The organism is Pseudomonas sp. 1D4 (assembly GCF_001728925.1).
In the GTDB taxonomy this organism is placed as follows: Bacteria; Pseudomonadota; Gammaproteobacteria; order Pseudomonadales; family Pseudomonadaceae; genus Metapseudomonas; species Metapseudomonas otitidis.
This window is the reverse complement of record NZ_LXJQ01000013.1, coordinates 48,162-61,145: the sequence shown is the minus strand read 5'-3', so window position 1 is coordinate 61,145 and position 12,984 is coordinate 48,162. Positions and strand designations below refer to the sequence as shown.

Here is a 12,984-nt window from a genome sequence, read left to right as displayed (position 1 = left end):
TACAGTAATTTCACTCCCCGAAGGCGGTCAAGCTGCCGTGCAGCGCCCGGACGGGTGGTGCGTCAGTGCACCTCGACGCGGTTGCGGCCTTCCGCCTTGGCCCGGTACAGGGCCATGTCGCTGCGGGACAGGGCGCCGGCGGCGGTGACGTCGGCAGGGCCCAGGGTGGTGATGCCGATGCTCACGGTCAGGGGGATGCGTTCGCCCTGGTACAGCAGCGGCACCTCTTCCAGGCGCTGCTGCAGGCGCTTGGCGAAGACCATGGCGCTGTGGTGATCGGCGTCGTGCAGCACCACGGCGAACTCTTCACCACCCATGCGCCCGGCGAAGTCGACCCGGCGCATCTGCTCGCTGAGCAGGGCGGCGAAGTGGCGCAGGGCCTCGTCGCCGGCGCTGTGGCCCCAGCGGTCGTTGATGCCCTTGAAGTGGTCCAGGTCGAACATCAGCAGTGCCGCGCCGCAGTTGCCGGGCCGTTGCAGGCGGGCCAACTGTTCTTCCAGGCGGGTCATGAAGTGCCGGCGGTTGGGCAACTGGGTGAGGAAGTCGGTGATGGCCAGGGTCTGCAGTTCGGCCTCGATGCGCTTCTGCTCGCTGATGTCGGTGATGAAGCCGTGCCAGAGCACGCTGCCATCGCCCAGGCGCTTGGGATGGGCGTTGCCCAGGCGCCAGCCCACTTCGCCGTTGGGCAGGCACACGCGGTACTCCCGGTGCCAGGGGGTGAGGGCCATGGCGGAGGTTTCCAGGGCGCTGAGGTAGCCCGGCAGGTCGTCGGGGTGGATCAGGGCGAGGATGCGTTCGCGCCCTGCTTTCACCTGCTCGGGAGAAAGGCCATAGATGTCCAGGCTGCCGGCGCTGACGTAGCGGTACTCGCCCCTGCCGTCGGGGTGGCGCAGGTACTGGAAGACCATGCCGGGGATCTCGTTGGTGAGGTCCGTCAGCAGTTCGATGTTCTGCTCCAGCCGGCGGGCCATGCGCTTCATCTCGGTGATGTCGGTGGTGGTGCCGATCATCCGCAGGGCACGGCCCTGTGCGTCGCGTTCGACCACCTTGCCGCGGCTGCTGACCCAGATGTAGCTGCCGTCCTTGCGTTGCAGGCGATGCTCCACCTGGTAGTCGGGGGTGCGCTGCTCGAAGTGGTCGAGCATGGTGCGGTGCACGTAGTCCAGGTCATCGGGGTGGACGCGGCCGTAGCTGTCTTCGATGCGGTCGCTGATTTCCCCGACGGCGTAGCCGAGCATGGACTTCCAGCCCGGTGAGTAGTGGATGCGCCCATTGACCACGTCGCGGTCCCAGATGCCGGTGCCACTACCGGCCACGGCCAGCGCCAGGCGCTGCTCGTTTTCCTTGAGGGCGGCGGTCTCGTCCTGCATGCGTTGCAGGCGTTGCTGCTGGTCGAGCAGTTCGGCCGCCAGGCGGGCGAAGTCGGCCAGGGCCGTGGTGTCGAGGGTGTCTGCCAGGGGGGCTTCGTCGAGCAGGATGAGGCGGGTATCAGTGCCGGGCAGGGGCTGCTGATGAAGGGCTCGCAGGCCTGGCGACTCCCCATTGCAGGCGGCCACGACCTGCTCTGCGGGTGATCCGTCACAGGCGAGCAGACCCTCGGCGCTCAGCAGGGCTGCCGCACGCACACGAAAAACCTGCCGCACCAGATGCAGCAGAGGGGTGAAGCTCGTCGCCGGGGGTGTCACGTAGGACCTCTGGAGCTGTATCGGTGGGTGGCCATGGTTTCAGGGTGCCTGTCCATGGCGGGCCCGGCTTTCCGGGCCGGGCCGTGCAACCGGGAGCGACGTGACAGCCGTCGTCCCATGGATGCTAGATCAATGCAGGCCACTGGCCAGTGTCCGTGACCGGTCATTCATCGGCTGCCCGGGGGCCGTTCGTCCGGACGCGCGCCGCGGTGGTGTGCCGCGGCGCACACCGGTCAGGCGCCGCAGTCGCTCTGCAGGCTGGCCTGGGTGATGTTGCTGTCGGCCGGCACGCTGCGGGTCAGCCAGACGTTGCCGCCGATGACCGAACCTTTGCCGATGGTGATGCGCCCGAGGATGGTGGCGCCGGCGTAGATCACCACGTCGTCCTCGACGATGGGGTGGCGGGGCTGGCCCTTCTGCAGGTTGCCCGACTCGTCCGAGGGGAAGCGCTTGGCGCCCAGGGTCACCGCCTGGTAGATGCGCACACGCTCGCCGATGATCGCCGTCTCGCCGATCACCACGCCGGTGCCGTGGTCGATGAAGAAGCTCTTGCCGATGGTGGCGCCGGGGTGGATGTCGATGCCGGTGGCCGAGTGGGCGATCTCGGCGATGATGCGCGCCACCAGCGGCAGGCCGTTCTTGTAGAAGTAGTGCGCCAGGCGGTGGTGGATGACCGCGTGGATGCCGGGGTAGCACAGCAGCACTTCGTCGACACTGCGAGCAGCCGGGTCGCCCTGGAAGGCGGCCAGTACGTCGCTGTCCAGCAGGCGGCGCAGTTGCGGCAGGGCGGCGGCGAAGCCCTGGACGATGGTGATGGCTTCGCACTCGATGTCGGCGGCGCTGGTGCTGTTCTGCCGGGCGGTGTAGCCCAGCTCGCGGCGCACCTCGCCAGCCAGGGCGTTGAGTGCCACGTCCAGGGTGTGGCCGACGTAGAAGTCTTCGCTTTCCTCGCGCAGGTCCGCCGGGCCGAGGCGCATGGGGAAGAGCGCGCCGCTGATGGCTTCGATGATCTGGCCGATGGTGGTGCGCGAGGGCAGCTCGCGTCCGCCGCGATCCTGGCCGCGACCGTTGCGGCTGCGCCACTCTTCGCGGGCGCTGCGCAACTCGCTGACGATCTGGTCCAACTGCCAGTTGACCGGGCGGCAGCCGGTGGAAACGTAGGGGAACTTGTTCATGGACGATCCTGTGGGGGCGCAAGGCAGGGCGATAGCCTTGCGCAGGAGGGCTTCGCTCGGCAAGGGGTTTACGCTCAGTCGGCGGGAATCAGTCCCTGCACTTCTTCCTTGCGCTTCATGCTCGCGGTGGTGCCCACCGAGGCGAGGATGATGGCGCCGATGGCGGCCCACTGCAGCAGCGTCAGCTTTTCACCGAGGAACAGCAGCCCGGAGAGCGCCCCCAGGGCCGGCTCGATGCTCATCAGGGTGCCGAAGGTCCGCGCCGGCATGCGTTGCAGGGCGTACATCTCCAGGGTGTAGGGGATGGCGGTGGAGAGCAGCGCCACCCCCAGCGCGGTGGGGATCAGAGCCAGGTTGAGCAGGTCGGTGCCCGCATGGATCACGCCGAAGGGCGCGGCGGCGAAGGCGGCGATGATCACTCCCAGGCAGGCGCTCTGCATGCCGTGGTCGGCCCCGGCACGCTGGCCGAAGATGATGTACAGCCCCCAGCACACGCCGGCGCCGAGTGCATAGGCAGCGCCCAGCGGATCGATGCCGCTGGCGTTGGCGCCCACCGGCAGGAGCAGCAGCAGGCCGGCCACCGCCAGGGCGATCCAGACGAAGTCCAGCAGGCGTCGCGAGGAGAATATCGCCACTGCCAGCGGCCCGGTGAACTCCAGCGCCACCGCCACGCCCAGGGGCACCGTGCGCAGGGACATGTAGAACAGCAGGTTCATGAAGCCCAGGGCCACGCCGTAGGCCACCACGCTGCCCAGGGCGCCGGTGTTGATGCGGGCGCGCCACGGGCGCAGCACCAGGATCAGGAAGATCGCGGCGAACACCAGGCGCAGGGTGGTGGTGCCTTCGGCGCCGATGAGGGGGAACAGGCTCTTGGCCAGGGACGCGCCGCTCTGCACGGAGGTCATGGCGATGATCAGCACGCCGACGGGCAGGAGCGTCGCGGCCAGGTTGCGGGACTGGGTCATGGTTTTCCGGATCAGACAGGGAAGGGCGCGTGCTTGTGGTGCGCCAGGATGTGCAACATAATGCGCAAATTCATCTCGATGAGCAATATATTGCCCAAGCCCATGGACCGACCCAACGTACTGGAACACGTCTCCGAGAACGTTCGCCGCCTGCGCAAGGCGCTGGGCATGAGCCAGGATGCGCTCGCTTCGGAATCCGGGGTGAGCCGGCGGATGATCGTCGGCATCGAGGCCGGGGACGTGAACGTCAGCCTGGCGACCCTGGACCGCATCGCCGAGGCCCTGGGGGTACTGTTTCCCGACCTGGTGCAGGCACCGAGCCGCCCGGATCGCTCGCGTATCGAAGCGGTGGCCTGGGTCGGCGAAAACCCGCGCAGCCGCGCGGTGCTGCTGGCCAGCGCCCCGGCGCGGCGCGAGGTGGAGCTGTGGTCCTGGGCCCTGGAGCCGGGCGAGCGCTACGCCTCGGAGGCGGATGCCGAGGGCTGGCGGGAGATGGTCTACGTCATCGAGGGGGAGCTGACGCTGGAACTGCCGGAGGGGCTGGTGACAGTCCGCGCCGGGGACTTCCATGTGTTCGCCAGCAGCCAGCCCTATGCCTACTCGAACCTGGGCGCGGTGCCCCTGCGCTACCTGCGCAACGTGGTGAGCTGAGCCTGTTCAGGCCTGCTCGGGCGCCTCGTCTTCTTCATCGTCGTCATTGCTGCCGCTGAATGCTTCCATGCACACCAGGTGGTGCTCGCCCTGGTCGCTGTCGATCCGCCAGCTGCCATCGGCTTCGGCGCGGGCCTGTTGAACCTGCTCGGCACTGAATTGCCAGACGCGACGGTCGCGGCCGTCGATGCATTCGATGCGCAGGGCCCCGTCGACCAGGTCGAATTGCCAGGCATGCAGGCCGTCGATCTCCAGCATGTCGCTGTTGTCGAGGGTGTCGAGGAGGGTGGTCGGTTCGCTCATGGTGCGGCTCGGGTGCTGTGAAAAGGCCGCGATGATAGAGCACGCCCGTCGCCAGGGCGACCCTGGGCTCAGGGCGTGCCGCTGCCCACCAGGCGATCGGCTTCGCTGATGTAGGCGTTGCCGGTCTTGCGGGCGTACAGGCACAGCTCGTTGCCGCTGCGCCCTTTCATATGCGGCTGGGGGTAGCGGCCGGTGATCATCAGCGCGGTGAGGCCGAGGCGGTCGTCGAACACCACGGGTTGGCCTGCGGGCTTTGCATCCTTGAGGGTGCTGACGGCGGTGCAGGCCGCCAGGACGCGGCGGTCGTGCTGTTTCCAGGCATCGTCGCCGGACGCCAGGGCGTTGCCGGCGCAGCACAGCAGGGTGATCAGAAGGCAGGGGATGCGGCTCACGGCGGTTCTCCAGGGTGAAGGCCAGGCACCGCCCATTTCGCGGCAGGCCGCTTGCCGGCCTGCCGCGTCGGGAATGGGGGGTGCGTACAGCTCCTAGACCACGGCCGTCTGGATTGGTTTGGGTCGGATCACGCCGTTCAGCGGCCCCCGAGCATGCTGCCGAGCACGCCGTCGCGACGGACCAGGCCGTGGAACAGCGCGGCGCCCAGGTGTGCCAGGACGCAGGCCAGCAACAGGTAGGCGAGCCAGCGGTGGGCGCTGCGCAGCACCGCGTAGAGCTGGGCGTCGTGCGGGGCGATGGCCGGCAACTGCAGGGCGTTGCCCAACTGCACCGGGTAGCCGCCGGCGGAGAGCATGCCCCAGCCCACCAGGGGCATGGCCAGCATCAGGCCGTAGAGCAGCACATGGGAGGCGTGGGCCAGGCGCTGCTGCCAAGCCGGCATGTCGCTCGGCAGCTTTGGTGCCGGCCGACGCAGGCGCACGCCCAGCCGCAGCACGGCGAGCACCAGCAGGGCGACGCCCAGCGGTTTGTGCACGGCCACCAGGGTGGTGTGCCAGGGGCTGAGCTCCACCACCATGCCGGCACCGATGAACAGCATGGCCAGGATCAGGACCGCCATCAGCCAGTGCAGCAGGCGGGCGAGTGGGGTGAAGACGGGGCGGGTGGAATTCATGGCTGGGCTCCGGGGCGAGGGGCGGGGGCGCCTTCGTGGGTGCGGCGGTTGAAGGACACGGCGTAGGCAGCCGAGCGGGCGGCGAGGATCGGGTCGGCCGAGGGCTCGATGCCGTCGGGCAGCACCAGCGGGTCGAAATTGAGGTCGCGGCAGTCTCCTTGGTCCTCGGGCTGGGCACGGTCGATCACCAGGGTGCCGGCCTCCACCTGCTGGCGCTCGGCGGGCCAGGCGCGGGACGGGTCGTCCACCGGGTCGCCGTCCTCTGCCAGGGTCAGCACCAGGTGCCAGCGCAGCGGGCCTTGGGCCAGGCGGCGGTGGAGGTCGTGGGCGAGGAAGTCCGGGTCGTCCACCTGGGTGTTCAGGGGTTCGTAGGGCGCTTCCGGCACCATCGTCCAGCGCACGTAGCGGGCCTGGCCCTCGGCGTTCACCAGGCGGAAGGCATTGAGGCCGTGGTAGCGGGCGTTGGCGAAGCTGTTGGACGGCTTGTTGGCCTGGGCCCACTGGCGGAAGGCCGCGCTCTCCGGGTGGGCGTCGAAGAAGGCCTGCACCTTCGCCGGGTTCGGCTTGCCGGTGGCCGGATCGGGGGCCGAGGCGAGCACCTGCTCGAAGAAGGCCTCCACCGTGCCCACCGCCAGCACCGCCGGGGTGTTCATGCCGGTGCGCCACTCCTGGCCGTCGGCGCTGCGCAGGCGCAGGGCCAGGCTGCGCACCGGCACGCTGGCATCGGCAGCGAAGGGGTTGCTGCCACCGATGGACAGGCGCCCGGTGACCGGGATGTCGCCCGGGGCGAAGACCTGGGCGCGGGAATAGCCGGCAGCCGCGCCGCTGGACTGGAACTGGCCGCTGATGCACAGGCCCTTCGCGTGGTTCTTGCGGTAGCCGGGGTAGTGGCCGGCATTGGCTTCGAAGGTGTCGATGATGCGTTGCGGCGTCAGGCGCTGCGGGCCGATCCAGCCGGCGGTCCAGGCGAAGGCGCCGGCCAGCCCGGCGACCGCCAGGCCGATCAGCGAGAGCCGGCCGGCGAGCTGGGCGCGGCTGAGGGGGGAAGGGGTCATGGATGGCTCCTCTGGCCAGGTCATTGAGCGGGTAGGACGTACGAGCGGAGGATTTATTCCCGCCGGCTGGAATAAAGTTGCGGCTGGGGCGTCTTCCTCCACAGCATCCTTGCCCCGAGTCCCGTTCCCCATGCATGACATCGATGACGACGAACTTCGCGAACTGCTGCAGCGCCTGCGCCGTTTCGCCCTCTGGCTGACCCGCGAGCCCGCCAGTGCCGATGACCTGGTGCAGGCCACGGTGGAGCGCGCCCTGGGCGATCGCCAGGGGCCGCGCCAGGCCGAGAGCCTGCGGGCCTGGCTGTTCGCCATCCTCTACCGCAAGTTCCTCGACGGGCAGCGGCGCGCCCGTCGCTACGCCAAGGTGCTGGGCTTCTTCGGCCTCGCCGGTGCCGACGAGAGCCCGTCGCTGGAGGCGCAGGTGGAGGCGCGTTCGACCCTCGATGCCTTCGCTCGCCTGCCGGCCGAGCAGCGTGCGCTGCTGGTGCTGGTGGGGGTGGAGGGGCTCAGCTACAAGGAGGCCGCCGAGGCCCTGGACCTGCCCATTGGCACCGTCATGTCCCGCCTCTCCCGCGCGCGCAAGGCCCTGCGCGCGCTGGCCGAGGGCGAAATCGCATCCCCTTCGTTGCGGATACTCAAATGACTTCCTTCGAACCCAGCGAACACGATCTCCACGCCTACCTGGACGGCCAGCTCGACCCCGCACAGGCCCGCCTGGTGGAAGCCTGGCTGGCCCGCCACCCCGAGGCAGCCGCCCAGGTGGAGGGCTGGCGCCAGGACATGCAGCACCTGCGTGCCGGCCTCGCCGACTTGCAGGGGCTGCCGCCCAACCCAGCGCTGGACCCGCGCGCCATCCGCCGCGCACGGCTGGCCCGCCAGCGTCGCCAATGGGCGACGGCAGCCGCCTTGCTGCTGGCCTTGGGACTGGGGGGCGTGGGTGGCTGGCAGGTCCGTGAGCAGACCCTGCTGGCGGACATCCCGCCCATGCAGGACGCCCTGGAGGCGCACCGGCTGTTCGCCCTGGGCAGCGTCGCGGTGGATGTGCAGGGCGATGCTGGCAACCTCCAGGCCTGGCTGGACCGGCGCTTCACCCATGCGTCGCGCATTCCCGACCTGTCGCCCTACGGCTTGCGCCCGGTGGGTGGGCGGCTGCTGACCAACGAGCAGGGTGCGGCGGCGATCCTGCTGTTCGAGGACGCCAACGGCCAGCGGGTCAGCCTGTACCTGCGCTCGCCCGGTGCGCTCTATGCCGAGATGCCCAGTGGCAGCCGCCAGGACGGTGACCTGGAGGCACGCTACTGGTCGCGCAATGGCTACAACTACGCGCTGGTGGGCCCCAGCGGTGACCCGCGCGGTGCGGTGGTGCAGCGGGCGCTTTCGCTGTAAGGGGTGGGCGCTGTGAGGGACGGCCCCGCGCTGGCAGGGCCGGCGCGCTTACATGCCGTTGGTGAAGGCGGGGTTGCTGAAGTCGATGCTGGCGCGCACCGGCTGCAGGGCGGTGGCGTACTTGGCGAGGATGTCCAGGTCGTAGTCCAGGCGGTCGCGGATGCGCTGGTCGTCTTCGCTGGCCACTTCGGTGCCGTTGAGCACCTTCTCCACGCCGCGGACGATCAGGTGTTCGGGCAGGTAGCAGAGGCGGCAGTTCTTGTAGCTGGAGGCGCGCAGCTCGCTGATCGGGTAGCCGCCGCCGATGCCGGAGGAGACGCCCACCAGCAGCCCTGGCTTGTGGGCCAGTTCGGCCTTGCTGGCATAGATGAAGAAGTTCTTGATGGCCGGGCAGGCCATGCCGTTCCACTCGGGGGCGATGATCACCACCGCGTCGGCGGCCTTCAGTTGTTGCTGGAAGCCGGCCCAGGGGCCGGTGTCTTCGGCGGGCCACAGTGGCAGCGGCTGCTGGCCGAGGTCGATGACCGAGGTGCCGGCCTCATCGGCCAGCTTCAGCTCGACCAGGCGTTGGCGGATGAAGCGGGCGACCTTGCCGGACTGGCTGTTGGCGCGGCTGGAACCGGCCACGATGGCGTAGTTGAGCATTGTGTTGTCCTTGCATGAACGGGAATAGGGCGCTTCTAAAAACTACCTGCGTTGTCATCGCTGCGCTAAAAACAGGCTCGTGCGCGAGTTCGATCAAAATGCTCATTTACCGCGCGTAAACTGCGCTTTTTAGCCTGTTTTTGCCTTGCGCTGACTGCCTCGCCTACGTTTTTGGAGGCGCCCAAAGGGGAGAGGCAGGCTAGCGAGCGGCACGCCGGCTAACAAGCGCCGGCGTGCCAGGGCGTGGAGCCGATGGCGTCAGACCTTGAACTGGTCCATCAGGCCCTGCTGGTGGTTGGCCAGGCGGTTGAGGTTCTGGCTGACCTCGGCCGATTCCCGCGCCCGCACCGAGAGGGATTCGGTGACATCGCGGATGGCAGCGACGTTGCGGTTGATCTCCTCGGCCACGGCGCTCTGCTCCTCGGCGGCGCTGGCGATCTGCAGGTTCATGTCGGTGATCACGGTGACGGCATCGCCGATCTTGCGCAGCGAGGCCACCGTCTGGCCGACCTGCTCGACGCTGTTCTGGGCCTGGCGGTGGCTGCTGTGCATGGAACCGACCACTTCGCGGGTGCCGTTCTGCAGACCTTCGATGACCTGGCGGATCTCTTCCACCGAGTCCTGGGTGCGCTTGGCCAGGTTGCGCACCTCGTCGGCGACCACGGCGAAGCCGCGGCCGGCTTCCCCTGCGCGGGCGGCTTCGATGGCGGCGTTGAGCGCCAGCAGGTTGGTCTGTTCGGCGATGGCGCGGATCACTTCCAGCACCGAGCCGATCTGTTCGCTGCTGCTGGAGAGGCCCTGCACTTCCTCCATGGCGGCGCTCATCTCGCTGGCCAACTGCTCGATGGCGCTGGTGGTACGGTCGATCATCGCTAGGCCTTCCTGAGTGGCCAGGTCGGCGCCCCGTGCGGCTTCGGCGGCCTGGGCTGCGCTATGGGCCACGTCGTGGGCAGTGGCGCTCATCTCGTTGGAGGCGGTGGCCACCTGGTCGACTTCCTTGTACTGCTGCTGCATGCCGGCGCTGGTCTGCTCGGCGATGGCGGAGGCCTGGTCGGCAGTGCCCCGGGCGTCCTGCACCGAGCGCTTCACGTCGGAAATGATCGGCTGCAGCTTGTCGAGGAAGCGGTTGAACCAGCCGGCGAGCTCGCCCAGTTCGTCCTGGCGGGCGTACTCCAGGCGGCGGGTGAGGTCGCCTTCGCCGCTGGCGATGTTCTTCAGCATGGCGGCCACGCCGAGGATCGGCCGGGTGACGCCAAGGGCGGTGAGCCACATCAGGCCGAGGCCGATCACGGCGGCGGCGAGACCGATGAGGGCCGAGACCAGGCTGCTGGCGTCGCGCTGGGCATCCAGTTCCTTCTGCAGTTCGATGGCGGGGGCCAGCAGCACCTTGTCCGGCACCTCGAGCAGAACGCTCCAGGGCGAGGCAGTGGGGATCGGCTTGAAGGGCTCCATCACTCGCAGCATGCCGTCCTTGTCAACGTTGCTGGGTTTGCCGCTCTGGAGGGCTGCGGTGAGGGCGGCGGCATCGGCGCCGAAGACAGCGTCGAGCTTCTGACTGAGCTGGCTGACGTCCTTGCTGTGGCCGGCGAGCAGGCCGGCGGGGCTGAGGATGCTGATGTGGGCCTTGCCGTCGTACAGCTCCTGGCTGCCCTGCTGGCTGAGCTGCTGGAGGCTGTCGAGGCTGATGTCCAGGCCCATGACGCCGATGACCTTGCCGTTCTGGAGCAGCGGGAAGGCGATGCTGGTCATGAGGATCTTGCGGTCGCCGACGTCGTCGAAATAAGGCTCCAGCACGCAGGAGTCGCGGGTCTGGATGGGGCAGGTATACCAGGCGTTGTAGGGCGAGCCGCTGGGGCCGGTGCTGCTGTCCTCGAGCATCTTCTCGTCCATGATCTCCAACAGCAGCTCACCCGGTGTGGCCTGGGACCAGTAGAGGGCGAAGCGGCCCTTTTCGTTGCTGCCCAGTTCGCCCTGCTCGAGGAACAGTTCGTCCTTGCCGTCCAGGGCGTCGGGCTCGAATACCAAGTAGAGGCCCAGCAGGCTGGGGTTGGCCTCCAGGCTGGTGCGTACCTGGCGGGTCAGATCCTCTCGCAGGTCGAAGGCATCGAGGAAGCGCTTCTCGGCCTGCTCCTTGAGGAACAGTACCTGGCGGGAGAATCCATTGCCGTATTGATAGGCGTCCATGAAGTAGCGCTGGATGCGGATGGCCTGCAGCTCGCCACGGGCTTGCAGTCGCTGGCGGGCGCTGTGATCGAGCATCTGGGCGCTGGAGGCCTTCACCAGTTCGGCACTGCGCTTGGATTGGTAGAGGGAGGCGCCCACCAGGAGGGTCACGATGGCCAGCAGGCACAAGCCGGCGAGCAGGGTGATCTTCCACTGGATGGAAAGGCGACTGAACGGCATGGTCTTTTCCTTCTTCTCGTCAGACTACAAGGCGGCTATCGGCCGAGTGGCCACTTACTTGATGACGCCGGCCCTGGCGATGGGGCTTCCCAGTGTGAAACCGCAGGCTGCACTTTGCAGCACGCAAGGATTGTGCACGCGATGTTCGGCATTCTGAACGGACACTCGTTTTGACAGTATCGTCCGGTTTCGGCAGAGTACCCGGCTTTTTTCGCCGCTCTCCATGAACGGGGGCGGCCTTCGGGAGAGTGGAATGAATGCAGTGATCGTGGCAGTCGGCGTGATGCTGGTGCTGAGCCTGCTGCGCGTGCACGTGGTGCTGGCGCTGATTCTGGGGGCGCTGGCGGGCGGCCTGCTGGGCGGGCTTGGTGTGGACGGCACGCTGGAAGCCTTCAACAAGGGGCTGGGCGGTGGTGCGACCGTCGCGCTGTCCTACGCGATGCTGGGGGCCTTTGCCGTGGCGATTTCCCGCTCCGGCCTTGCCCATGCTCTGGCCGACCGAGCGTTGGCGCTGGTGGGGCGCCAGGACGGTAACGGCGGCGGTGCTCTGAAGTGGGGCCTGGTATCGCTGTTGCTGGGTGTTGCAATCGCTTCGCAGAACATCCTGCCGATCCACATTGCCTTCATTCCGCTGCTGGTGCCGCCGCTGCTTTACGTGCTGACCCGCCTGCAGATCGACCGCCGCCTGGTGGCTTGCGTCATCACCTTCGGGCTGATCACGCCTTACATGTTCCTGCCGGTGGGCTTCGGCAACATCTTCCTCAACGAGATCCTGCTGGCCAACGTGGCCCGCAGTGGGGCAGATGTCACTGGCGTAAACGTGACCCATGCGATGGCCATCCCGGCGCTGGGCATGGTCGCGGGCCTGCTGATCGCGGTGCTGTTCAGCTACCGGCGCAAGCGCGTCTATGACCTGGCGCGCATCACCGCCGCCGAGCAGGTGGAGGTGACCTACGACCGGCGCAGCCTGCTGGCCGCCGGTGCCGCCATCGTCGCCGCCTTCGTGGTGCAACTGTGGCTGGACTCGATGATCGTCGGCGCACTGGTGGGCTTCCTGCTGTTCTCCGCCAGTGGCGTGGTGCGCTGGCGCCAGGTGGACGGCCTGTTCACCGAGGGCATGAAGATGATGGCGATGATCGGCTTCATCATGATCGCCGCCGCCGGCTTCGCCGAGGTGATGCGTGCCACCGGCCAGGTGAACACCCTGGTGGAGGCCTCCGCCGGGCTGATCGGCAACAGCAAGGCGCTTGGTGCGCTGCTGATGCTGCTGGTGGGGCTGCTGGTGACCATGGGCATCGGCTCGTCCTTCTCCACGGTGCCGATCATCGCGGCGATCTTCGTGCCGCTGTGCCTGCAACTGGGTTTCAGCCCGCTGGCCATCGTCTCCATCGTCGGCACCGCCGGTGCCTTGGGAGATGCCGGCTCGCCGGCCTCCGATTCGACCCTGGGCCCTACCTCCGGCCTCAACGTGGACGGCCAGCACCACCACATCTGGGACACCGTGGTACCCACCTTCCTGCATTACAACCTGCCCCTGCTGGCCTTCGGCTGGCTGGCGGCCATGGTGCTGTGACGGAGCGCTCGTTCCGCCGCTTTTTTTCTCACGATTCGCTATAGCTAATGAAGGGGCAGCCGATACGTCGGCTGTCC

At 68.1% G+C, this 12,984-nt stretch carries 12 protein-coding genes and 2 pseudogenes; 4 read left to right on the top strand and 10 right to left on the bottom strand.

From position 1 onward, the window contains the following. Positions 1–62: 62 nt before the first annotated feature. From A7D27_RS09315 to rhtA, 3 genes are all read right to left on the bottom strand, one after another. Positions 63–1,556 carry a sensor domain-containing diguanylate cyclase gene (locus A7D27_RS09315; protein WP_240921160.1) on the bottom strand — a complete coding sequence of 498 codons (1,494 nt, stop codon included), beginning with the start codon at positions 1,554–1,556 and terminating at the stop codon, positions 63–65. A gap of 362 nt (positions 1,557–1,918) precedes the next feature. Then, on the bottom strand, positions 1,919–2,860 hold the full coding sequence (gene epsC / locus A7D27_RS09310) for a serine O-acetyltransferase EpsC (RefSeq protein ID WP_069561471.1): 942 nt from the start codon (positions 2,858–2,860) through the stop codon (positions 1,919–1,921). Positions 2,861–2,934: 74 nt separating this feature from the next. After that, the gene (gene rhtA / locus A7D27_RS09305) at positions 2,935–3,825 is read right to left on the bottom strand and encodes a threonine/homoserine exporter RhtA (protein ID WP_069561470.1); all 891 of its coding nucleotides are present in this window, start codon (positions 3,823–3,825) and stop codon (positions 2,935–2,937) included. A gap of 60 nt (positions 3,826–3,885) precedes the next feature. On the opposite strand from rhtA, the gene A7D27_RS09300 reads away from it, so the two are divergent. After that, on the top strand, positions 3,886–4,476 hold the full coding sequence (locus A7D27_RS09300) for an XRE family transcriptional regulator (protein WP_083265572.1): 591 nt from the start codon (positions 3,886–3,888) through the stop codon (positions 4,474–4,476). 6 nt (positions 4,477–4,482) lie between these two features. Here A7D27_RS09300 and A7D27_RS09295 read toward each other — a convergent pair whose 3' ends face one another. The 4 genes from A7D27_RS09295 to A7D27_RS09280 form a co-directional block, all read right to left on the bottom strand. Further along, entirely contained in the window at positions 4,483–4,779 is a 297-nt protein-coding gene (locus A7D27_RS09295) for a DUF5629 family protein (RefSeq protein WP_069561468.1), read from the bottom strand. Between the two features lie 68 nt (positions 4,780–4,847). Continuing rightward, the gene (locus A7D27_RS09290; protein ID WP_338135392.1) at positions 4,848–5,171 is read right to left on the bottom strand and encodes a hypothetical protein; all 324 of its coding nucleotides are present in this window, start codon (positions 5,169–5,171) and stop codon (positions 4,848–4,850) included. Positions 5,172–5,308: 137 nt separating this feature from the next. Next, positions 5,309–5,845, bottom strand: a complete 537-nt coding sequence (locus A7D27_RS09285) for a cytochrome b (RefSeq protein WP_069561466.1) — start codon at positions 5,843–5,845, stop codon at positions 5,309–5,311. Next, positions 5,842–6,900 (bottom strand): catalase family peroxidase, encoded by a 1,059-nt coding sequence (locus A7D27_RS09280; RefSeq protein WP_069564698.1) that lies wholly within the window; start codon positions 6,898–6,900, stop codon positions 5,842–5,844. Before A7D27_RS09280 ends, A7D27_RS09285 begins: the two co-directional genes overlap by 4 nt. A gap of 130 nt (positions 6,901–7,030) precedes the next feature. On the opposite strand from A7D27_RS09280, the gene A7D27_RS09275 reads away from it, so the two are divergent. Both A7D27_RS09275 and A7D27_RS09270 read left to right on the top strand, forming a co-directional pair. Continuing rightward, a complete protein-coding gene (locus A7D27_RS09275) occupies positions 7,031–7,543 on the top strand; it encodes a sigma-70 family RNA polymerase sigma factor (RefSeq protein ID WP_069561464.1) in 513 nt (170 codons plus the stop codon). Further along, complete coding sequence (locus tag A7D27_RS09270) at positions 7,540–8,286, top strand: anti-sigma factor (protein ID WP_069561463.1); 747 nt, start codon at positions 7,540–7,542, stop codon at positions 8,284–8,286. The genes A7D27_RS09275 and A7D27_RS09270 overlap by 4 nt, the downstream gene beginning before the upstream one ends. Positions 8,287–8,334: 48 nt before the next feature. On the opposite strand, the gene A7D27_RS09265 is transcribed toward A7D27_RS09270, so the two are convergent. The 3 genes and pseudogenes from A7D27_RS09265 to A7D27_RS29065 form a co-directional block, all read right to left on the bottom strand. Next, positions 8,335–8,931, bottom strand: coding sequence for an NADPH-dependent FMN reductase (locus A7D27_RS09265; RefSeq protein WP_069561462.1), 597 nt, complete (start codon positions 8,929–8,931; stop codon positions 8,335–8,337). A gap of 258 nt (positions 8,932–9,189) precedes the next feature. Further along, positions 9,190–9,717 (bottom strand): annotated as a pseudogene (locus tag A7D27_RS29070) (methyl-accepting chemotaxis protein); the annotation flags it as partial. A gap of 330 nt (positions 9,718–10,047) precedes the next feature. Then, positions 10,048–11,115 (bottom strand): annotated as a pseudogene (locus tag A7D27_RS29065) (HAMP domain-containing protein); the annotation flags it as partial. Between the two features lie 472 nt (positions 11,116–11,587). Here A7D27_RS29065 and A7D27_RS09255 point away from each other — a divergent pair. Next, positions 11,588–12,907: a Na+/H+ antiporter family protein gene (locus A7D27_RS09255; protein WP_069564696.1), complete on the top strand. Its 1,320-nt coding sequence runs from the start codon at positions 11,588–11,590 to the stop codon at positions 12,905–12,907. Positions 12,908–12,984: the final 77 nt, after the last annotated feature.